The sequence below is a fragment of the Bacteroides faecis genome (genome assembly GCF_020091505.1).
Taxonomy (GTDB): domain Bacteria; phylum Bacteroidota; class Bacteroidia; order Bacteroidales; family Bacteroidaceae; genus Bacteroides; species Bacteroides faecis.
On sequence record NZ_CP081916.1, the window covers coordinates 1835553 to 1859254 of the forward strand.

Genomic DNA, 23702 nt, shown 5'->3' on the forward strand with positions numbered 1-23702 from the left:
AAAAAAAGGTTGTGCCAACGTTTTGACACAACCTCCTCTTTTTGGTTGGGTATGGAGGTATTAGTATACCTCCAATTCATAGATTCTTGCAGCCTTCAGACTGTTGTTCTGTGTAGACTGTGTTACCAATAGTCTGACGTAACGTACTGAAGTCGGCTTAAATTGGCGAACTACCGTATTCTTCTTGTTATTACTCAGCTCATCAATTGTTTTCCATTCTTCGTCCGGACTGTTTTTACCTTGTAAGAAACAAGTATGGGTGATGAAGACACTGCCTTCGTTTCCGGCATTCACTAACTTCCATCCACGAATCGTCTGTTCTTTTCCGAAGTCAAAGTCAATGTAGTTGGGAGCCGTGTTTGTGTCGCACCATTTAGTCTTTACATCACCGTCTGTGGCATATTGGGCGGCTTCGTCTGCATTAGTCTCACCGGAACATTTAATCAGCTTGGCCTGTTTCAGCAGATTCGTTTTAGCCGTGGCTTCTTCTCCGTTACCAGCTTTCAGAGCTGTGCGGAACAATTCCGAAGCCGGAGATATGGCAGGATACTTTTCGTTGACCAGTGTTGCGGCAAATAATACGATAGAAGAGTTGTCCGGCAACGTGACTGTAGTAGCTCCTTTAGGAATATCCATACCAAATTTGAACATATATGTGAACTCGTAGGCTTCGTCTTTATCGGCAGAATGGCGATGGGTACCGACATAAGCAATCTCAGCATCTTTCAGGAAACCTTCCGTATGTCCCAGATGTTCCCACTGGCCGATGAATCCGGTGTATGAAGGTACGGTGACTTCCTGCGAGTTGTTACCGATACGGAAAGTCGCAGTAGCATCTTCGCCGGCAGAAGCTGCCAGGAAATAGATACGGTTGTATGAATGTCCGGTCGGTAATTGAAGCACATTGCCTTTACAAGTCAGTCCATTCGCTATTTCTTTCTCTCCCAGGCGGAAAGAAATGCCATCAGCTTCCAGAATGGAGTCGGGGAGAAGTTCTGCTGCGTAACTGTTGCCCGACTCGAAGTTTCCTTCGTGGCGGAAAGCATTCCAACTGAAGCATTTGCGGTCATAATCCAGCGGCAGACAGGCATATTGCGGAGTCTGGACAGTTGCTTTCTTCTTCAGTTTCACTTTAAATGTCTGTATGCTGTAGGGTTCGATAGATACATTCAACTGATTTTTGTTGAAATCTGCGCTTCCTATTTCTTTTTCCGTACCGTCTGCAAGCACTGCCTGCTCTATTTCACCGGCAAAGGTGATGGCTGCCTGCTGGGCAGTTGCGCCTCCGGTTTCATATACGCGTACTACATATTCATCCGATACTTCCGCTTTTTTCAGTGCTTTGATGACAACCCGGTCATTGCTTGAACGGACGAAAGCGAATTCCTTGCCTAGTGTTCCGGCATGTTTCGGACTGCTGAAAGCTTTGATCGGTTGATTCAGAATTTCCGCTTTAATGGCGGTGGCAGGTTTGTCCAGTGCTCCGTCATGTCCTGTGATACTATAGGTAAATGTATGGAAACCAAAATCCTGACGGTCCTGATAAGCATAATTACCTTTAGTTTCGGGAGTATGAAGCAGAGTCAGGCGGATGGTATTATGATCCGGTTTATCCCATCCATATTTACTGTCGTTCAGGATAGATACGCCGTAACTGTTATTTTTATCTGTCAGGTCTGCCCATTGCTGTGCGTACACTTCATAAGCGGTCTGTACATTATTTCCTCTTTCCACGCTGCCGATTCCCAGATCGTAGGTTGCCTTTTCATTTTCTATATTCAAAGGAAATTCCGCTTTCAGTAAGGTGTTTGTTGACTGCCAGTCTATTTCATTGTAGAAGTCTATGCGGTCGGCACGGCTGCCTTCGTAGAGGCGGATATATTGTTTGAAGAGTGATTTGCCATACTTCTTCTCGATACAAAGCGCTTTCCGGAGTGCTCCGTTTTCCACTAAAGTGACTTTAGCGTCATCTGTGATTGAGACAGGCTCACGATCAATCGTTTCTTTCAGAATTTCCCAGGCCGGCCATGAATACGACTTGTTTTCGGTGAAGAGTGCCAGACGAATCGCTTTTCCGTCTTTCACGAGTTCTTTGTTGTTACGTTTATCGGTCAGCGAGATGATGTCTCCGTTTTTATCCAGTGTAATTTTGTAAACAGAGTTTTCAATGGCAGAAGCAGGTGAGGGAGTTATTGTCTTTTCCGATCCCCCGTTGCGGACATCGTAGACTGCATAACCGTTTGCCGGCAATGATGCTGCAACTAATATGTGAGCGCGTCCGTTTTCGTAGCCGATCAGTTGAGAAGCGACTTTCTTGCCCTGCGCATTGTATACAGTGAATCCTTTCGGAGCTTTGGGTTGTTCAAGGGTGATCTCAGTCAGGTCGGATACGGGGAAAGCATTGGCGTTATAAAGAATGACAGGCGTTCCTTTCACACGTGTATCCATCTGTCCGGCAATGGCGTTGACGGAAGAAGTCAGCACTTGTGAGAATTGCTTCAGAGAGATCAGTTCATCGTTCCATGAGAATTCATAGGCACGGGGAATACTCGTTCCTGTCAGGTCATCATGGAATTGATGGAAGATGAAGCGTTTCCATGCTTCCGTCAGTGTATGTTGCGGGTAGCTGGCTGTACCCAACCATTCGGCAGCGACAGCCGCTCTTTCTGCTGCATCGCCCAGCTGTTCGTTTTGTCGGTTGTACAACTTCATGGCTGCCTGCGAAGTGTAGCAACCTGTTCCGTGAACATCCATCAATAATTCTCCGTCGAATACAGGCAATTCGGGGTGGTTATTGAATGGCAGATAATCTTTATACAACTGATCGCTGGTGGCGCTGATCACTTCCACCGGTCCGTCGCCCTTGATTCCTTGCTCTACAGAACGTACCGAACCCAATGTCGGTGAACCGCCGATATCTCCTGTTCCATAGTAGCGATAGACCGTATTCAGCGGAGTACGTTTGGCCAATCCTTCCAGATATTTGTTCTTCGAGAGGTCTTCGTTGTTCCATCTGCGTCCGTAGTCGTACCCGTGTGCTAACATTACCTGTTTGCCATCGATACCCTTCCAGAGGCCGATAGTAAATGGATGTTTGCTTTTTCCATAAAAGGGATGATTGCGCCAGTCCAGTTTCTGTGAAGAAAAACCAATCAGTCCGCAGTGTGCGGCAATGGTAGGAAGTGTCCATCCGAATCCGAAGCAGTCCGGCAGGAAGATGTCCGTTCCTTCTTTTCCAAACTCTTGCCGGTAGTACGTCTGTCCGAGCATGATGTTGCGGATGGAGGCTTCGACGGAAGGAACCAATACATCGCTGGCTTCCCAGCTGCTTCCGGCAATGTGCCAGCGTCCTTCTTCGATGAATTTCTTCATCTCTTCGTACTGCTCGGGATAGTATTCTTTCATCCAGGCATATTTCACTCCCCCTTCAAAGTTGAAAATGTATTCCGGATATTTCTTTAGCAGAAATAAGTTCTGACTGATGGTATTCCATACATATTCGTTGATTGTTGTCTGGATGTCCCAGTTCCACTGGGTGTCGAGGTGGGCGTCCGACACCATATAGGCTTTCACCTTTTTCCCGGAGGCGTCGTTTTGTGCATAGCCGCCTCCTGCCAAAACAAGGGCGAGGGCTACGGCAATTACTTTTTTGTTCATCATGGTTTATTTTAACAAGTTTAGTAGTTTACAAATTGGTTCTTATTCAATATGTTTACAAATGTAGTGATTCGGAAATGGATATCTGTTCTCTGTCGTGACAATATTTAAGCAAATGTATATTGGCAGGTCAGAGTACTGGCTGATCAATTAGAGTATGACGTAATTGTTTGTATATCACCGGATAACGTCTCAGTCTGTACAATTAAAGTACATATTGTGGCAGAGATGATAAAAGGAGCTGCAAGGAATGAACAATCCGTATTCATTTTGAATGGTAAATTCCTTGCGGCTCGTATCCAATCAAACAGAAAGAGTTTGTGAAATGTTAGGGCAGCGGATCTGCGGCGGCGGGTTTCTTCGGATTGTAAATGGCCGTACCTACTTTAGAGTCTGCGCAACCATAATACAGATACCATTTATCCTTGTAATAAACCATTCCTTCGATGAACACTGTTCCGTCTACATACTGGCCACTCTTTTCGAAACTATCCATCGGGCGGAAGAACGGTTCGTCCAGACGGGTGATGAAACGGGTTGGGTCATTGGCATCGAAGAGAGCTTGCCCGGCAGCATATACATTGGCTGTATAGCGTTTGTCACCTCTGCTTGCACTGTTTTTACCATTATACAGAAGCACGATTCCTTTCGGAGTATAGATAGCCGGAGGACCGCATTCGGTCAAATGGCTGTCGAAGTATCCGTCACGTGGAGAAAACAGCTTTCTCAGGGAGCCGTCTGTATTTACATAAGGAGTCCAGTTGATTAAATCTTCGGAGGTAGCGGCAAACACATGTTCCTCTCCCCAGTACATGAAGTATTTTCCGTCGATTTTCTTGATCACCTGCTTCCCGTCGACAACTTCGGTCAGAATAGAGCCGGACTTACATCCTAAATTAAAGAACTTGCCGTCATAAGCTTTGGCAAAAGCAGGACCGTGTTTCGTCCAGTCTTTCAGATTGCGGGAAGTAGCGATTGCCAAGCGTGGAATGTGGCGGTTCCATTGAGTATACGTCATCACGTATAGTCCTTCTGCTGTGACGGCAATACGTGGGTCTTCGCATCCTCCCGGCCATTCCAGCTCTTTTTGGGTGTCGTTATCCGGATAAAATACCGGAGTCTTTTCTCGCTTGAAGTGAATACCATCACTGGAAGTGGCATATCCGAGACGCGAGGTACGGTGACCGATGCCGACACCGGATTTATCTTCTGCCCGATACAGTACAACAATCTTGCCGTTATAAAGAGTAGCTGCCGGATTGAAAGTGTCATTGGACTCCCATGCAACGTAATCTTGTGTCATCGGACAATAGAATTTTGTATTCTCTATAGGAGAAATCACCGGATTGGCCCCTTGCGGACGTTCAAAACCTCCGAATGCCCAATCGGGCAATACGTTCTTTTTGTCGTTGGAGGACTGTCCCAAGGCGGTACAGGTCATCATGGTTGTAGCAACTAGAAATAAAAAGGTTGATTTCATATTATATAAATTATTATTGGGGGAGTAATATATACTCTCTACATTTAAAATAAAAATAAATATTTGCTGTCATCTGTCACATAAACAAGGGTAAAAGGCTGAGTATGTGTAAGTTTTGAGGTGACGGCACGGTGTGATAGCAGTGTGACAGTATTTCTGCTGTCACTGTGGCGAGAAGAGTTGGTTTCCTCGCCTTGATACCAGAGTTTCATCGGTATGAAACTAAAGTTTCATCGGTGCGAAACCAAAGTTTCATGGGCGGGAAACTCTAGTTCCAACGGTGTGAAACTTTAGTTTCAAAGGCATGAAACTCCTTGTTTCATACAATGAAACGATTGGTTCCAATGCATGGAACCATCGGTTTCACCGTATGAAGCAGTTATCTTGCAAGTAAGGGGCGAGGTAGAAACTACTGAATACTGTTCAGTAAGTCTGCCTTTCCTTCATTGACCAGTTTGAGGATGAGTTCTCCGAACAGTGTGTTTTGCCATGCAAACCATGCACGGGTAAAGTTTTTCGGATCGTTTTTGTTGAATGATTCATGCATGAAGCCGGTGCCTGCATCGGTATCCATCAGCATCTTGATACAAGTCTTGATTTCTGCATCATTCTGGCTGGTAAACGCTTTCATCATAATGCTCATAGGCCAGATCATGTCGTATCCGATGTGCGGACCGCCGATACCTTCTCCGGCAGTGCCTTTGAAGAAATAAGGATTGTCTTCGCTCCACACAAACTTGCGGGTGTTTTGGTAAATCGGATCGTTCACTTTCACGTCGCCCAGATAAGGTAAAGCGATGAGGCTCGGCACGTTGGCATCATCCATCAGCAGTTGGTTGCCGAATCCGTCTACCTCGAAAGCATAGATTTTACCATATTTCGGGTGGTTGTAGACAGCATATTTCTTCAATGCTTTTTCAACTTCATCCGCCAATGTGGTACATTCTTTGGCCAAAGCCGGTTTCTTGTTCACTGTGTTCAGTATTTCGGCTGCTTTGCGCAGAGAAGTTACGGCAAAGAAGTTGGAAGGAACGAGGAACTGGAAGGTTGTAGCGTCATCCGAAGGGCGGAAAGCGGAAGCGATCAGTCCGACAGGTTTCACCGGATTACCCCAGCCGTCGTTGGTCATGGTGTCGAGTGCGCGTTCGGTTTTGCGTTGGAATCTGTACGGACCTTTCGCATCGTCCTTGCGCTGTTGTTCCTTGAATGTTTTCAGTACGTTTGCAATAGCCTGCAGCCATTCGTCGGAGAAGACGCTGGCATCCCCCGTTGTTTTCCAGTAATGGTAAGCCAGACGGATCGGATAACACAGGGAGTCGATTTCCCATTTGCGTTCGTGAAGTTCCGGTTTCATGTCCGTCAGGTCACTCATCCATTCGCCTCCTTCGGAGTTCATATTGAAGGCGTTGGCGTATGGGTCGATATTGATACATTTGAATTGGCGGTTGATGACTCCTGCCAGCATCTTTTTCAGTTCGGGATCTTTATTGGCAAGCTGCACATACGGCCATACCTGGGCACCGGAATCGCGAAGCCACATGGCGTGGATGTCTCCGGTGTATACGAAAGTATCCTCTTTTCCGTCAAAATGAACGGTCGTATCCAGTGTGTTCGGGAAACAGTTTTCGAACATCCAGGCCAGTTTCGCATTCGTCAGTAATTGCTTGATGCGGGCAATTTGTTGCTCCACTTCCTGCGATACGAACAGGCGTTTGGATACTTCGGGTCGGTTGGTCTGATAAGTGTTGACCCGCGTGTTGTCTTGTTTAGTGACAAGTTCGCAGTTTTCCATTGCTTGTATGCCGGCAGCGCCCGAAAGTGCCGCGCAAAGGCAAAGTGTTTTGGTTATATTCATGGTGATTGTTTTCTTTAATTCATGTAATGGTTAATAATCAAAGTTTCATTTCTCGATCTCGGCGAATAACTCGATCAGGCAGGCATTATCCAGCAGCCATTTGTAAGGTTCCTCGTTATGTCCCGACCAGTCTCTTCCCAGCAATCCGTTGGCATCCCGGTAATTTCTCCATGCATGGAGAGCATTCTCCGCCATCGCATTGACATAAGTCGGGTTGTGGTCAATCTTCTCCAGCGCCTTGAAGCCTCTGAACAAAATCACATTAAACCATGACATGTCTTTGTGTACCTTGATTGACGGATCTTTCTTATCGGCTTTCGAACGGAAAAAGGCATCGGTCCCTGCGGCTGTCTTCTGGGCATCGCGCAAGTATTGTTCGTCTCCTGTTTCCTCGTACAGCAATACGCCTGCCTGAATCATCTGTCCACTGTTGTAGGCATATTTATCTTTAGAGACGCTTCCTTTCAGGTTGATATTGTCCCAGTAAAGGAAATCGGTGGGATCACATAAGTTCTTTCTGGTCCATGCGTAAGTTTCCTTTGCTTTGTCCAGATACTTTTTGTCCTTTGTCAGGCGGTATAGCTTGACACCGAGTACTGTTGACGGAGCATTGGAACAGGTATGCTTCGCTTCTTTCTGCTGTTCACACCAGAAGATTCCTCCGCCGAGTTCGTCGCTCCATCCGCTGTAGATGTATTCGTACAGTGCGATGGCTTTTTTCAGATAGTCGGCTTTGTGGGTGAGACGATAATAATCACAATAATCCAGTGCAATCCAGATGTTGTCATCGTAGTAGCGTCCATGCTGGCCGTATTTGGCGGGGTATGACTGATAGCATGCCGGAAGGCGTTCCCCGTCCCAGTACTGTTCCAGTCCGGGCAGGATGCGCTTTTCCAGTATCTTCTTGTACTTTTTGTCTCCGGTGGCCTGGTACATGGCCACGCAACCGGACATCATTCCGGAATAGGGCCACAGGAAGGAGGCTTTCAGCGTTCCGTTCTGTTGGGCTCCACCCGCCAGATAAGTGATTTTCTGGTCGGGATTCACGGGATATGTTTCGGTAAGCAGTCCGTCCTCCGTCTGATATAAATTCAGGACATTGTCGAGAATGGAGTCGGCAATGGATATGAAGGGATGATTCTTAGCCGTTTTTCCGGAAGCGGAAACAAGGCACAAGAACATGCAGGCTACAAAACATATATTTCTCATATCAGTATCAGATTATAAAATGAAGTATTCGGGTTTATTTTTGCTGACGTTGGTCAAACTCCAGTTCCACTTTTACAGGGAAGTGGTCGGATGGCGTACGTGCTTCATAAGCCTTAATTGTGATTTCCTCCGGACAATCTCTCACGTCCTCCTTTTTACTGTTTTCCCGTACACTCCGATAGGTATCTGTCAGCACACCGTATCTCTTGACGTGGAAAGAAGGGGAAACGAAGATATGGTCGATGCGGCTTTCGGTAAAACTGTTCGGATCGAAATTGTTGAAAGTACCGTTGGTCGCATATCGGTAGTCACATTTCTCATAAGAATCACAAAGTACTCCTTTGCTGACAAATGCATCGTATGACTGGTGAGTCTGGTCGACATTGAAGTCACCCGTCAGGATGGCCGGCAGATTTTTGCCTCTTCCCAGCTCCTTCATCTTTTCCTGTACGAGGAAAGCGCTCTCCACACGGGCTTTCTTGCCGATATGGTCCATGTGGAGATTGAAGAACAGGAACTCAAAACCGGTATCTTTGCATTTGAAATGTCCCCAGCTGCAAATACGAGGCAATACGGCATCCCAGCCTTTGCTCGGGACGTCCGGAGTTTCCGACAACCAGAAATCTCCTTTCTCTACGATATCGAATTTGTCAGTGCGGTAGAAGATAGCAGAGTGTTCACCTTTATCTTTACCGTCATCGCGTCCTACGCCGATATAGTCATAACCGGGGAGAGCTTCTTTCATATCTTTCAATTGGTGAAGGAAACATTCCTGTGTGCCGAAAATATCGAAGTCATGGTATTGCACAATCTGGGCAATCACCGGATAACGCTGTCCCCAACCGTTTCCGCGGGCGGAGTCGGAACCATTGGCATTTCTCAGGTTGTAGGAGGCAACTGTAAGCGAAGTAGGCTGATAGCTCTGGCAGTTGCAGAAGACTATGGCCGCAAGGACGATAAATAAAAGGTTTCTTAGTTTCATGTTTTCTTTAGTTTGTTTGGATTAGATCATTCTTTAAAGCATCCAAAAATACGACATTTTATTCAAATGAGAGGGAGTAGGGAATATCTTTTTCAGTCGTTCCCCGTTGTTTGTTCGGAGTCGGACTCATCTGGTACTGGATATTCGCACCCTTCAACAATTGGTCGTGTGTCAGATAATTGCGTGTGAATGTTTTGCCATTTACCTTCATATCCTTCACATAACGGTTGTCGGCGCTATTGTTGTTCGCTTTAATGGTGACGGTTTTCCCATTTTCCAGATGCAGTTTGGCTGACTTGAAAAGAGGAGTTCCCAGAATATATTGATCTGTTCCCGGACAAACGGTGTAGAATCCTAAAGCCGAGAAGACATACCAGGCAGAAGTCTGACCGTTGTCTTCGTCGCCGCAGTATCCGTCGGGACCTGCTGTATACAGCTTATCCATGATTTCGCGTACCCAGTATTGAGCTTTCCAGGGTTCTCCCGAATAGTTGTAAAGGTAAACCATGTGCTGGATGGGCTGATTGCCATGAGCGTATTGCCCCATGTTCATTACTTGCATTTCGCGCATTTCATGAATCATGCCACGGCTTTCCATGCCTAGTTTACCCGGAATGATAAAGACGGAATCCATCATAGTATTGAACTCTTTCTTGCCTCCCATCAGATTGATTAAGCCTTCCGGATCGTGGAATACGCAGAAACTCCAGTGCCAGCTGTTACCTTCGCAGAACTCACCGCTCCAGTCTACTGCATCAAATTTCGGGTTGAATACCCCCTTGTCGTCCTTACCTACCATCAGTTTACGTTCCGGTTGGTAAACGTTCTTGTAGTTGAGGGCACGTTGCTTGAAGATATCGATTTCGCTTGCCGGTTTGCCCAGTTTCTTTCCTAATGTGTAGATAGTCCAGTCGTTGTAAGCATATTCCAGCGTGCGGGCAACATTCTGACCTACACCGATATTGTTGGGGACATATCCCAGTTGGTTGTATGCTTCGTAAGCTACACGTCCGGAGGCGGTACCGCGAAGATGGGCGTTTGCATCGTGTTTCAATGCTTCCCAAAGCGTTTCGATGTCATATCCGCGGAGCCCTTTTATATAGGCGTCGGCTACAACAGAAGCGGAGTTGTTGCCCACCATGCAGTCACGGTGTCCGGGACTTGCCCATTCCGGTAGGAAGCCGCTTTCTTTATAAGCATTGACCAGACCTTCCTGCATCTTCTGGTTCATAGACGGATACATCAGGTTCAGGAACGGGAACAGGCAACGGAAAGTATCCCAGAAACCGGTATCTGTGAACATATAGCCGGGCAGTACTTTGCCATTGTAAGGGCTGTAGTGCACTACCTGACCTTTGGCATCTATTTCATAGAAACTGCGTGGGAACAGCATGGAACGATACAAGCACGAATAGAAAGTACGCAGGTTGTCGATATTGTCATCTTCTACATCAACTTTGCTCATTTCACGGTTCCAGATATCTTTTCCTTTAGTGACTAACTGGTCGAAGCTGTTGTTGCCCAATTCTTTGAGATTCAGTTCCGCCTGTTCGTAGCTGATAAAGGAAGAAGCTACACGGGCATGAACGATTTCTCCTTTCTTGGTGGCGAATCCGATGATTGCTCCGGTATGATTGCCCTCAACTTCTGTTTCGTTCGGGAGGATGTTATTCTCTTTTACACCGGAAGTAAAGGTAAACGGCTTGTCGAACTTGATGACAAAATAATTCTTGAAGTTCTCCGGCACCCCGCCGCTATTCCTGGTGGAATAACCGATGATTTTGTTCTCTTCCGGAATCACCTTTACATACGAACCTTTATCGAATGCATCGAGAATGACATAAGCATTCTTGGTTTCCGGATACGTGAAACGGAACATAACGGCACGCTCCGTGGGTACAAGTTCCGTAGTAACGTCGTGGTCTGCGAGATACACCTTATAATAATAAGGTTTGGCAACTTCCGCTTTGTGCGAGAACCAACTGGCACGTTGGTCTTGGTCGAATACGAGTCCGCCGGTGATTGGCATGATGGCAAACTGACCATAATCGTTCATCCACGGACTAGGCTGGTGTGTTTGTTTGAAGCCACGGATTTTGTCGGCATTGTAAGTGTATGCCCAGCCGTCGCCCATTTTGCCGGTTTGCGGTGTCCAGAAGTTCATTCCCCACGGCAATGCCGTAGCAGGATATGTATTTCCGGTCGATAACTCAAACTTGGATTGCGTTCCTACCAGCGTACTGACATAGTCTACCGGATTCTTGACGGCAGAAATATGCATGCTGTACAGCACCGCACCCCCAATAAATAACAGGTGTTTAAATGAAAGATGTGTTTTCATGAACAAATGAATTTATGTATAAAATTAGTTTCTGTGACGAAAATAGAGAGAAAAGGAATGCATCTGCAGGAAGTGGAAATACTAAATCGCTCCGTGGCGCTGTAATTAACCAAACTGGCACGCATTTTTACATATATTCTGCGCCAAAAAAGTGCTGGATAGTTTTTTTGTTTACCTTTGTCATATTGCAAATCTAAGGATTCTATGCCATGAAAAAACATTGTATTTTACTTTTCTTCTGCTGCCTTAATATACTGATGAATACAGCCGGCGCCTATAATCTGAAACAGGTTGCTGACAAAGAATATATGTCTAACAGTGCTATAACTTCGCTGTGCCAGGACGACAAAGGACTGATGTGGATTGGCACTTGTGATGGACTCAATGTCTATGATGGCCGGGCGGTCGAAGAGTTTAAGATCTGTGACAAGGAAGGTTACTTGTCCGGCAATCAAATTGATAATATTATCTATACCGGTGACGATACTTATTGGTTTCAGACTTATTATAGTTTGATTCGTCTTGACCGTAAAACGAATTCTATTACACGTTTTTATGAATTTCAGAAACTGTTTCCGATGAATAAGGATAATCATGGTACCTTATTTATTATTAAGGATAGCGACTGCGTTTACTATTTTCATAAAAAGGAAGGGGTCTTTAAAAAAATCAATGTTGCTGGTATTCCGATTTCAGATGTTATTACTTTCTTCTTTGATAATAATAATCGCATGTGGGTAATAATGAGAGGGTATAATCGGTGTTACGATCTTCAGCAGGATTCCGTTACTGGTAATATTACGTTGACGTCACAAAAAAGTGGTTTGGAACACCACACACCGTTGATTTATTGTACTCATGATGACGGGACTATCTATTATGTAGATAAGGAATACAATCTTTATACATTTTATATTGAAAGCAAGCAGAAAGAGTTTGTTGTTAATTTGGGGACGAAAATACAGGCACATGACAGAATTTCCACGATTATTAAATATCATGATAGCTTCTTTGTCGGATTAATGATTGATGGTGTTCTTATATTGGAAAAGCCAAAAGGCAGCAATGAATATCAGATTCAGCCGTTACCTATAAACAGCGGAGTGTTCAGCTTGGTGAAAGATCGCTTTCAGGATCTTATCTGGATAGCTACAGATGGGCAGGGTGTTTATCTTTATTCGAATCCTCTTTATTCTATAAAGTCGGTTGTGTTGAGTAACTATACCGAAAAGATAGAGCGTCCCGTGCGTGCGCTGTTGCTTGACAAAGAACGTACTTTCTGGATCGGCACTAAAGGAAATGGTATACTTAAGATCTATGATTATGAGGTAGATAAGGATATTTCAGACTGCCGTTCGGAGGTCTTGACAATATCTAACAGTGGTTTGGGTAGCAATGCGGTCTATTGTATCAAGGGAAGTAACCGTAACTTACTATGGATTGGTGATGAGGAAGGATTGAATTTTTATTCGTATCGTGAACGACGTATTAAGAAAATTCCTCTCTGGATTGATAACGAGGAGATTAAATATATACATGATATTTATGAAACGGAAGATTCGGAATTGTGGTTGGCTAGTGTGGGAATGGGAATAGTAAGAGCGCGTATCGGAGGCACACCGGACCATCCGGTTCTTGAAAATATGCAGCGCTATGTGGCTAATGCCGGAGAGTTCGGTTCCAATTGTTTCTTTACCATTTGCAAAGGAGACAGCTTGGGGTTACTATTCGGCAATATGGGGTCTGGAGTATTTCGTTTCAATGAAATCAGTAATGGATTGGAGCCGTTGACCACTCATAAGTATGAGAATATGAATCTGAACAAGGTAGTGCCCATTGTTAAAGATGACGCAAACAATTATTTGATCGGTACTACTTATGGAGTAATCAAGTATACTTCAGAAAACTCTTATAAACTGTTTAATGCGAAAGACGGTTTTCTGAATAGTACTATTCATGCCATTCTGAGGCACTCACCTGATAACTTCTGGCTGAGTACAAATCAAGGCTTGATTAATTTTGATACCAAAAGAGATGTATTCCGTTCTTATGGTTTTGGTGACGGGCTTAAAGTTGTTGAATTTAGTGATGGTGCTTCTTACAGAGATCCGCAAACAGGCACCTTGTTCTTTGGAGGAATCAACGGATTTGTAGCCATTCAGGCAGACGGACGTCCCGAACAGCTTTATATGCCTCCCATTTATTTTGATAAACTCTCTATCTTTGGAGAACAATACAATCTGGGAGAATTCATCACCCGGAAAAAGGAGAATGAAGTGTTGAACCTGAAATATGACCAGAACTTCTTTGCAGTTTCATTCACTTCTGTCGATTACTTGACCGGAAATAACTGTACCTATTCCTATAAGTTAAAAGGCTTGAGTGACCAATGGATCAATAATGGAAAAGAAAGTTCTGTCTCCTTTACGAATATGGCCCCCGGCGAATATACCTTATTGGTGAAATACTACAATAGTGTATTTGATAAAGAGAGTGATGTCTATTCTTTGTTAATCCGGATAGGTGACCCGTGGTATGCTTCTTGGTGGGCATATCTTATTTATACTTTATGTCTGCTGCTGATGGTCACTCTGCTGGTACGCTCATTTATCCTCCGTACTAAGCGGAAAAAGCAGGAACTGCTCAATGAAATAGAGCAGCGCCATCAAAAGAATGTATTTGAGTCGAAACTTCGTTTCTTCACTAACATAGCTCATGAATTTTGTACTCCATTGACCCTTATCTATGGTCCTTGCGGGCGTATTCTGTCATCGAAAGGACTCAGCAAATTTGTCATTGATTACGTTCAGATGATTCAGACGAATGCGGAACGCTTGAATAACTTGATTCACGAACTGATCGAGTTCCGCCGTATCGAAACGGGGAATCGGGAAGTGCGTATAGAGACTTTGAATGTATCTTCTTTAATGAAAAATACGGCAAAGATCTTTGTTGATATGGCTAAATCCCGAAATATCACTTTCTTGAGTAAGATACCGGAGCAAGTTTCCTGGAACTCAGACAAAGGTTTTTTGAATACCATTATTATCAATCTGATATCCAATGCTTTCAAATACACCCCGGATGGGAAAAGTATTAAAATAGAAGTGGATACCAATGATGAAAACCTGCTGGTCCTCCGGGTTGCCAATGAGGGAAGTACAATCAAGGAAGAAGACTTCCAGTATGTATTCAACCGTTATGCTATTTTGGATAGCTTTGAAAATCAGGATGAAAAGAACTTCTCCCGCAATGGTCTGGGGCTTGCTATCTCTTACAATATGGCCCAACTGCTGAATGGAACGTTGAAAGTGGAAAATACTCCTGACGGCTGGGTTTTGTTTACGTTGTCATTACCTCCATTGAAAGTGAGCACTGGTGTATCATCTTCTAAACGAATAACTTCGGAGTATATCCCTAAGATAGAGTCGCAACTTGCCTTGAAACTTCCTCACTATGAATTTGACAAGATGAGGCCAACGCTACTGGTTATCGATGATGAACTGGAAATGTTGTGGTTCATTGGTGAAATCTTCTCTAACGATTTCAATGTGGTTACTTTGCAAGATCCGGAGCGGATTGAACAGGTCATGAATGAAGTCTATCCCAATGTGATTATCTGTGATGTCATGATGCCGGGAATTGGAGGCATTGAACTGACGAAGCGAATTAAATCAGTGAAAGAAACGGCTCACATTCCTATTATCATGGTATCCGGACGGCATGAAATGGAGCAGCAGATGGCTGCACTTTCTGCAGGGGCAGAGATGTATATCACCAAACCGTTTAATGCGGAATATCTTCGCATTTCCGTCTGCCAGATGCTAGAGCGTAAGGAGGTGCTGAAAGACTATTTCAGTTCAGCGATCAGTTCTTTTGAAAAAACGGACGGAAAACTGACACATAAAGAATCAAAGAAATTCCAGCAATCTGTTTTGAAGATAATCAATGACCATATTCAGGAAAAAGAACTGACTCCTCGTTTTATAGCCGATCATTTGGCAATCAGTGTCCGCAGCCTTTACCGGAAAATGGAAGAAATTGGTGAAGAAAGTCCTACGATTTTGATAAAGGAGTGTCGTTTGCATGTGGCCAAGGATTTATTGTTGAAGACCCAGAAGACGATTGATGAAATAGTCTTTGAATCGGGCTTCTCAAATAAGGTTACTTTCTTTAAAGTATTTCGTGAAAAGTATGGATGTACGCCAAAAGAATTCCGAATGAAAAACTTGGAGGAAGTCCGGAAGTAGACCGGATGATAATATGTCTCCTGTTCTGTTGGAAAGGAAGGGTGAAAAGCCTGAAACGTCTGTAGTAAACGTTGGTGCCAGAAAGGTAAATATGAGGCATAATGCCTTTTCATCATTCCTGTTGATTTAATCTCTGTTTTATTGGCGAGGATTTTGATTCTTTAATTGAGGTAGAAATATTATCAAATCATGCCAAAATAGTAAATATCCCTGCCGTGTGAAGCAAAAGATAATGGTCGAAATATAAGAAATCTGGCAAACATACTAATTTTGCTGCTGCATTAGAAAAGCAAGAATATATAATTTGTATAACTAAATATCTTGAGAACTATGAATCAACCACACGATCCTCCTCCACTCATCTTATCTTTTTGTATGTAGTGTTTTCCTTTATCTTTTATTTTTTTTGTTTGAATTAAATTTAATAACTTATGAAAATTGAATTATTAAAGAAGCGCAAGCTTGAAATCGGATTATCTTTATTTATAGGGATGTCTGTATTTTGGGGGTGTAACAATGATTTGACCCCAATAAATCAAAGTAAAACTTTTCCTCCTGATTTGAATGCACCATCAGTGTTTGAAAGTTTCTCTCCTGACAGTGGTGGTATTGGCACCCAATTGATTATCCGCGGAAAGAATTTTGGTTCGGATCCCAATTATGTGAAAGTTACTGTTAATAATAAGGAAGCGGCTATTGTAGGAATGGACGATGAGGTAATCTATGCCATTGTCCCTGCACGTGCAGATACAGGCTATGTTCGTCTGTTTATAGGTAAAGACGATAATATAGAAGAGTATGCTTCTGAGACAAAATTCCGTTATCAGTTTAAACGTAATGTGACGACTATGGTGGGACAACACGGTATGAATGGCCGTGAAGATGGTAGCTATGCTAATTCTAAGCTGCAAAGGACGTGGTTCTTGCTGACTGATAAAGACGGAACGGTATTTTTTGTAGATGAAGGTCGTGGTCAGACACAGAATGGTGCTTTGCGCCGTGCTCGTAACGGTGAAGTGGAAACATTGGTGCAGTGTTCTAGCGGTCCGTTCCAATCGCCTACATGTTTGGCTTTCAGTCCGGATCAGGATACACTGTATATTTCTCAGTATTCATATACAGATGAGGAAAATACGAAAACAGACTTCAACATTATTTATGTGACACGAGAAGGTGGTTTTGTGGATGTAAGAGGACTTTGTAGAGCAAAGAAAGTCGGAACTACAGGGCTTGCCGTACATCCGAAAACAGGAGAAGTATTCTTTTGCAATAAAGGAACTGGTTATATCTATCGTTATGATGGTCCGGAGTATGAGGATTTCACTCCTCTTTTCAGAATAAACAATGCAATGGAAATAGAAACCCGCATGACTTTTAACTCCGAAGGTACTATTCTTTATGTAGCGGTGTGTAATCGTCATTGTATCTATCAGGTTCCTTATGATGCTTCTACTCGTACTTTCGGTGTACCGGTTCTTTTTGTCGGAGCATGGGACGAGAGTGGTTATGTAAATGGGACAGGAGCTACTGTGCGTTTGAACAAGCCGGAACAAATGGCATTTGATGAGGATGGCAATATGTTTGTACCTGAACGTAATAACCATATCATTCGGAAAATTACTCCTGCAGGTTCTGCTACTTTATATGCCGGGCGACCGGAGCAAAGTGGTTTTGGAGACGGACTGCCAGAAGAGGCAAAATTCAATCAGCCGGAATGTGTAACGGTGTATCCGGATAACTCAATATATGTGGCTGACCGTGATAACCATGTCATTCGTCGTGTGACAGTAGAATAAATAATTTATTAAAAGAATTATCCATGAATAATATTCAAAAATATATCGTATTACTCTTGATGGTAATGCTGTTTGTGCCGAATACTGCATGGGCACAAACGAACAAGCAAGAATTTGTAATCAAGGGTGTAGTAGAAGATAATCTTGGTCCTGTTGCCGGTGCGTCGATTATTGCTAAAAATCAGCCGGGTGTGGGTACGGTTACTAATCTTGATGGAGAGTTTTCTATTAAAGTGGGGCCCTATGATGTGATTCAGGTGACTTTCATTGGTTACCAGACAGTTGAGATTCCTGTATTATCCATTAAAGATCGAAACAATTTAAAGATAAAGATTGTAGAAGATAATACAAAGATCGATGAGGTTGTGATAACATCTAGCGGTGTTCAGAAAAAGAAGACACTGACAGGAGCTATTACTAATGTTGATATCAAACAGCTGAATGCTCCGGGTGCTAATCTTTCCAATGCGTTAGCTGGTGTTGTACCTGGTATTATAGCTATGCAGAGTAGCGGTGAACCGGGTGAAAATATGTCTGAGTTTTGGATTCGTGGTATGAGTACGTTTGGTGCAAAATCGGGTGCTTTGATTCTCGTAGATGGTGTTGAACGTAGCTTTAATGAGATTCCGGTAGAAGATATTGAATCATTTTCTGTTTTGAAAGATGCGTCGGCTACTGCTATTTACGGACAGCGTGGTGCAAATGGAGTGGTTCTGATTACTACCAAGCGCGGTGAAAAAGGAAAAGTAAAGATAAATGTGAAGGCAGGCTTCAACTGGAATACTCCTGTAAAAGTGCCTGAATATGCCAGTGCTTATGATTGGGCGCGTTTAGCAAATGAAGCGAGAGTAGGACGTTATGAGTCTCCATTATATACTGACGAAGAAATGTCTATTATTCAACACGGGCTCGATTCAGATTTATATCCGAATATAGACTGGAGAGATTTGATGTTGAAAAGTGGCGCACCGAGTTATTATGCGAATATAAGTTTTTCAGGAGGTAGTGATAATGTACGTTATTTCGTATCGGGGCAATATACAAGTGAAGACGGACGTTATCGAACTTCCAGTTCAGAAAATAAATATAATACTAATTCTACATACGAACGTTATAACTACCGCGCTAATGTAGATATGAATCTGACTCGTACAACTGTTTTGAAAGTAAATGTCGGTGGATGGCTGGTAAATCGCAATTCTCCTTCTAGCAGTTCGGGAGATATTTGGGAATCTTTTGCTGCTTTTACTCCGCTTTCGTCACCGCGTAAATGGTCTTCTGGTCAGTGGGCAAGTGTGAATGGGGCAAAAACTCCAGAATATCGGATGACGCAAACGGGGTACCGCACCATTTGGGAGAATAAGATTGAAACTAGTGTGGCTTTGGAACAAGACTTAAAGTTTATTACAGAGGGGTTGAAATTCTCCGGGGTCTTTGCATTTGATACATATAACAAAAATACGATAGTTCGTTCTAAGGAAGAAGAACTTTGGGAAGCAGAGTCCTATCGGGATGAGAAAGGCCAGTTGGTTTTGAAAAGATTGCAGAATGCTTCCGCAATGAGTCAAAGAAAAGAGGTGAGTGGGGACAAACGCTATTATTTGCAAGCGTCATTAGACTATAGTCGACTGTTTGCACAGAAACATCGTGTTGGTGCGTTTGCCATGGTTTATCAACAGGAAACTTCAGATATAAACTTTGATGAGAGTGATTTGATAGGGTCGATACCACACCGTAATTTAGCTTATTCTGGCCGCTTTACGTATGCTTTTAAAGATAGATACATGGCTGAATTTAACTGGGGATATACTGGTTCGGAAAACTTTGAGAGTGGTAAACAATTTGGCTTTTTCCCTGCCGTATCTGCCGGATGGGTCGTTTCGGAAGAATCGTTTATAAAGAAGGCCGCTCCTTGGTTGGATATGTTCAAAATCAGAGCTTCTTATGGTGAGGTGGGTAATGATGAATTGCAAGGGCGTCGTTTTCCCTATATTTCTTTGGTAAGTACGGATGATGGAGGTGCTTATTATTTTGGTGAATTTAGAACTAATAGAGTACAAGCTTATCGTATTAAAACTTTAGGAACTCCGAATTTGACATGGGAGGTAGCCAAAAAGTATGATATAGGAGTTGATTTCAGCGTTCTCAATGGGAAATTCACAGGAGCTGTAGACTATTTTGTGGATAAACGTGATGATATTTTTATGCAGCGTAACCAAATGCCATTAACGACCGGACTTGCTGACCAGACTCCAATGGCAAATGTGGGTAAAATGAAATCTTTCGGATGGGATGGTAATATAGCTTTCACTCAGCAAATAGGTCAGGTAAATCTACAACTCCGAGCTAATTTTACTTATCAGACTACTGATATCCTTGATAAGGATGAGGCTGCTAATGAGTTGTGGTATAAAATGGATAAAGGTTTTCAGTTGAATCAAAGTCGCGGTTTTATTGCCTTGGGACTGTTTAAGGATCAGGAAGATATAGACCGTAGTCCATCACAGGCAGGATTGGCAAATAAAGCAGTCCTTCCGGGTGATATAAAGTACAAGGATGTAAACGGAGACGGAATCATTAATGATGATGACATTGTGCCTTTGGGATACAGACAGCAACCAGGACTTCAATATGGTATTGGTCTGAGTGCAAACTGGAAAAACTGGAATCTCAGTATGTTATTACAGGGAACAGGAAAATGTGACTTTTTTGTGGGAGGTAACGGACCGCATGCTTTCCATGATGGTCGTACCGGTAATATTCTGCAAGTTATGGTAGAGGGGAATCGTTGGATTCCAAAAGAAATTTCGGGAACAGAAGCTACGGAAAATCCGAATGCCGATTGGCCACGTTTGACGTATGGCAATAATAATATGAATAATCGGGCTTCTACATTCTGGTTGCACGACAGAAAATATCTGCGTTTGAGAAATGTAGAACTATCTTATGATTTTCCTCAGTTATGGACACGGAAATTCTATGTAAACAACTTACGTATTGGATTTATCGGACAGAACTTATTGACTTGGGCTCCATTCAAATGGTGGGATCCGGAAGGAACTAGAGAAGATGGAAGTAACTACCCAATCAATAAAACATTCTCATGCTATCTCCAATTTAGCTTTTAATTTTAAAATGTCGAATTATGAAGAAATTATTATATACCATATTGTTGTCCTTAGGTACGTTTTTATTTACTGCATGTACCGATTATATCAATGTGGATAAATATTTTTATGATCAGGTATCATTAGATTCTGCTTTTTCCAAGCGGGTGTATGTAGAAGGATGGCTGTCAAGTGCATATAGTGTAATGGATAATATTGGTGAGTATCGCGAACCGTTTCGCTGGGCAAGCGATGATCTTTATCATCCGGATATGAAAGAGTATGTGGAAGGAAATTACAGTGCCGACCATCAGCTTAGTGATGATGATAGAAATAACTCACGCTTGTGGAAATATTATGAGGGAATCCGTAAAGCGTCTACTTTTATAGATAATGTAGATCGTTGTCCGGAATTGACGATGGATGAAAAAACGGATTTGAAGGGACAGGCACGTTTCCTACGCGCTTATTGTTACTGGGCATTAATACGTGTTTATGGCCCGGTGCCTTTAATCCCGACAGAAGGGTTGGATGTGAATCTTTCCTATGAGGAACTGTCATTACCCCGTGAACCTTTTGATAATGTGGTTGATTTTATAGACGCAGAATTGGCTGAGACTGCCCGCTCGCTGCCAATCAAAAGGACAGTCAACAATTTGGGACGTCCCACCCGTGGTGCTGCATTAGGGCTTCGTGCCAGAGTTTTGCTTTATGCTGCCAGTCCGCTTTTCAATGGAAATATCGACTTTTTTGATGTGAAAGATTGCTATGGAAATCAATTGGTATCTCAAACTTATGATGAGACTAAATGGGCGAAAGCGGCAGCTGCAGCTAAGGATGTGATTGAATTGGCTAAGGCGAGCAATTTGTATGAACTTTATGTTATAGCTCCGAAAGCTACGGTTTTACCTTCTCAGCGTCCACCTTATAATGAACTTTATTCGGACAAGAACTATCCGGAAGGTTGGGCAGATGTCGATCCGTTGCTTTCTTATAAATCAATTTTTGATGGTACGATACTTGGATCGAAAAATCCTGAGTTGATATTTACCAGAACAAGGGAAGGAACTGCGCATATTAATGACTGGGCGTATCAGTCGACTCCTAAAACATTGAGAGGAAATAATCGTTTGGCAGTTACACAAAAGCAAGTCAATGCTTATGCAATGAATGATGGACGTTCAATTACAGAGGCTGCTAGTACGAATGACTATGTGACAGAAGGTTTTACAACACAGGCTTATGCCGCAGAAAATCCATTCTTACCGGCTAAAGTTAATCTGATGTATAATAATCGTGAACCTCGTTTCTACGCATCGATTGCTTATAACGGATCAGTTTGGGAAGCTTCCAGTGCTTCCGAGTCCGATTATCGTGATAAACAAATATTTTATTATCGTGGTTTGAACGATGGTAAGCAGGGATTTAAGGAAGAATGCCCTTTGACGGGAATTACTTTAAAGAAGTTTTATAATTCGGAAGATTCGAGAACGGAAGGCGGATATCTCGTTGATAAGACAGAGATGACAATACGTTATGGTGAAATACTGTTGATTTATGCTGAAGCTTTGAATGAGCTGACTTCCGGACAAGTATATCATCTGACGACTTATACAGGAGCTGATGTTGAAATTCAGCGTAATGTCGATGAAATGCGGTATGCTATAAAGCGTATCCGTATGCGTGCCGGAGTACCTGACTATACTGATGAGACCTATAATAATCCGAATGATTTCCGTGTGAAACTGAAGAGAGAGCGTCAGATTGAGTTATTGGGAGAAAACAGTATGCGTTATTTTGATTTACGACGTTGGAAAGACGCGATGACAGAAGAAAACCAGTTGTTGCAAGGATGCAACATAAATATCAGTGATGACGAAAAGCGTGTAGCTGATTTTTACAAGCCGACTATTATCACTTCGGTGCATAAGGTGTTTGAACAAAGGATGTATTTGTGGCCTTTCCCCACTTATGAACTGAAACGCAATGTAAATATGACACAGAATCCCGGATGGTAATACTTACTAAATTTAGCATGTTATGAAACAAAAAAGATATATATATGGAATCGTGGGATGCCTGCTGATTTCGATGATGTTAGGAATCTCCTCATGTGACGGACTGGAAGACGAATTGTTTCAGAAGAACTCGTATATTGTCCACAATGGATGGCAAGATTATGCTTTAGAAGTGGCTGAGGATAATACGACTATACTTCCGATTTATTTTGGTGTGAATGGCACTTCTGCTAATGACAAGGACATTTGTCTGACCATGGAGATAGACCCTGATACATTACAGAAATATAATTGGGAGAAATATAAAAATCAGTCGGACTTATACTATAAGATATTGCCGGCAGGTACTTATACATTTGATGCAGACTCATGGACTATTCCGAGTGGGGAGCTGAATGCGACGGCTGCTATTAAAATCGATTTGAACAAGATAGAGGAATTAGGAAGCTTGTATGATGATTATGTACTTCCACTTCGCATCACTTCTTCGACTGGTGAACCTATGGGGCAGAACAAATATACCAAAGTGCTGGCACATATCGGGTTTAAAAATGATTATTCTGGTACGTATAGTGGAAAAGGTATTATTACGCAGCAAGGAACTACATATACGACTGAGATTACCAGTACACAGCTTTATGCAATTAACAATAATATTTGCTATATGTTTGTTGGTGAGAAAACTCGTGCAAATACCCCAGACTATTTGAACTATGTGGTTGAAATAAAGCGCGATGAATGGGGAGGTATTACATTATCAAGTGAGGTAGGTAGCTTAGAGTTTAAGTCGTATAATAGTAAACTCAGTCGTAAATATACTTATAATTATAACGACCAGCGATATTATACTGAGATTACCACCGTTGAGCTTGCTTATGAGTATCTGGATAAAACTCAGAGTGAAGATTTGCGAATGACATTCGAAGGATCTTTCTCTATGTCAAGAGATGTGTTGAGAGTGGAATATCCTAATGTAGATGTAGAAGAGTAATTTACCTTAGTTATAA

Annotated in this window: 10 protein-coding genes and 1 pseudogene; 5 read left to right on the top strand and 6 right to left on the bottom strand. The window is 42.9% G+C overall.

The annotated features are described in order from the left end of the window. Positions 1–60 precede the first annotated feature (60 nt). The 6 genes and pseudogenes from K6V30_RS07395 to K6V30_RS07420 form a co-directional block, all read right to left on the bottom strand. The gene (locus tag K6V30_RS07395) at positions 61–3657 is read right to left on the bottom strand and encodes a glycoside hydrolase family 38 N-terminal domain-containing protein (RefSeq protein WP_055271069.1); all 3597 of its coding nucleotides are present in this window, start codon (positions 3655–3657) and stop codon (positions 61–63) included. Positions 3658–3985: 328 nt separating this feature from the next. Next, a complete protein-coding gene (locus K6V30_RS07400; protein ID WP_055271060.1) occupies positions 3986–5137 on the bottom strand; it encodes a glycoside hydrolase family 130 protein in 1152 nt (383 codons plus the stop codon). 409 nt (positions 5138–5546) lie between these two features. Continuing rightward, a pseudogene (locus K6V30_RS07405) lies at positions 5547–6869 on the bottom strand (glycoside hydrolase family 125 protein); the annotation flags it as partial. 168 nt (positions 6870–7037) lie between these two features. Further along, a complete protein-coding gene (locus K6V30_RS07410; RefSeq protein ID WP_055271058.1) occupies positions 7038–8201 on the bottom strand; it encodes a glycoside hydrolase family 76 protein in 1164 nt (387 codons plus the stop codon). Positions 8202–8235: 34 nt separating this feature from the next. Then, positions 8236–9183: an endonuclease/exonuclease/phosphatase family protein gene (locus tag K6V30_RS07415; RefSeq protein ID WP_055271056.1), complete on the bottom strand. Its 948-nt coding sequence runs from the start codon at positions 9181–9183 to the stop codon at positions 8236–8238. Positions 9184–9241: 58 nt separating this feature from the next. Beyond that, positions 9242–11524: a GH92 family glycosyl hydrolase gene (locus K6V30_RS07420; protein WP_010536427.1), complete on the bottom strand. Its 2283-nt coding sequence runs from the start codon at positions 11522–11524 to the stop codon at positions 9242–9244. Positions 11525–11733: 209 nt separating this feature from the next. Here K6V30_RS07420 and K6V30_RS07425 point away from each other — a divergent pair, with 209 nt between their 5' ends. The 5 genes from K6V30_RS07425 to K6V30_RS07445 all read left to right on the top strand — a co-directional run bounded on the left by K6V30_RS07425 (position 11734) and on the right by K6V30_RS07445 (position 23686). Next, positions 11734–15774, top strand: a complete 4041-nt coding sequence (locus tag K6V30_RS07425; RefSeq protein ID WP_010536428.1) for a hybrid sensor histidine kinase/response regulator transcription factor — start codon at positions 11734–11736, stop codon at positions 15772–15774. Positions 15775–16205: 431 nt separating this feature from the next. Beyond that, positions 16206–17570, top strand: a complete 1365-nt coding sequence (locus K6V30_RS07430; RefSeq protein WP_010536429.1) for an IPT/TIG domain-containing protein — start codon at positions 16206–16208, stop codon at positions 17568–17570. Between the two features lie 23 nt (positions 17571–17593). Next, complete coding sequence (locus tag K6V30_RS07435) at positions 17594–20698, top strand: SusC/RagA family TonB-linked outer membrane protein (protein ID WP_224207271.1); 3105 nt, start codon at positions 17594–17596, stop codon at positions 20696–20698. A 17-nt stretch (positions 20699–20715) separates the two neighbouring features. After that, positions 20716–22695, top strand: a complete 1980-nt coding sequence (locus K6V30_RS07440) for a RagB/SusD family nutrient uptake outer membrane protein (protein WP_022301022.1) — start codon at positions 20716–20718, stop codon at positions 22693–22695. Between the two features lie 22 nt (positions 22696–22717). Beyond that, the gene (locus K6V30_RS07445; RefSeq protein WP_055271050.1) at positions 22718–23686 is read left to right on the top strand and encodes a BT_3987 domain-containing protein; all 969 of its coding nucleotides are present in this window, start codon (positions 22718–22720) and stop codon (positions 23684–23686) included. Positions 23687–23702 lie beyond the last annotated feature (16 nt).

What these genes read in the sequence shown, in the direction of transcription:
- K6V30_RS07395 (WP_055271069.1), bottom strand. Translation starts at nt 3,657, where the DNA reads ATGAACAAAAAAGTAATTGCCGTAGCCCTCGCCCTTGTTTTGGCAGGA.
- K6V30_RS07400 (WP_055271060.1), bottom strand. Translation starts at nt 5,137, where the DNA reads ATGAAATCAACCTTTTTATTTCTAGTTGCTACAACCATGATGACCTGT.
- K6V30_RS07410 (WP_055271058.1), bottom strand. Translation starts at nt 8,201, where the DNA reads ATGAGAAATATATGTTTTGTAGCCTGCATGTTCTTGTGCCTTGTTTCC.
- K6V30_RS07415 (WP_055271056.1), bottom strand. Translation starts at nt 9,183, where the DNA reads ATGAAACTAAGAAACCTTTTATTTATCGTCCTTGCGGCCATAGTCTTC.
- K6V30_RS07420 (WP_010536427.1), bottom strand. Translation starts at nt 11,524, where the DNA reads ATGAAAACACATCTTTCATTTAAACACCTGTTATTTATTGGGGGTGCG.
- K6V30_RS07425 (WP_010536428.1), top strand. Translation starts at nt 11,734, where the DNA reads ATGAAAAAACATTGTATTTTACTTTTCTTCTGCTGCCTTAATATACTG.
- K6V30_RS07430 (WP_010536429.1), top strand. Translation starts at nt 16,206, where the DNA reads ATGAAAATTGAATTATTAAAGAAGCGCAAGCTTGAAATCGGATTATCT.
- K6V30_RS07435 (WP_224207271.1), top strand. Translation starts at nt 17,594, where the DNA reads ATGAATAATATTCAAAAATATATCGTATTACTCTTGATGGTAATGCTG.
- K6V30_RS07440 (WP_022301022.1), top strand. Translation starts at nt 20,716, where the DNA reads ATGAAGAAATTATTATATACCATATTGTTGTCCTTAGGTACGTTTTTA.
- K6V30_RS07445 (WP_055271050.1), top strand. Translation starts at nt 22,718, where the DNA reads ATGAAACAAAAAAGATATATATATGGAATCGTGGGATGCCTGCTGATT.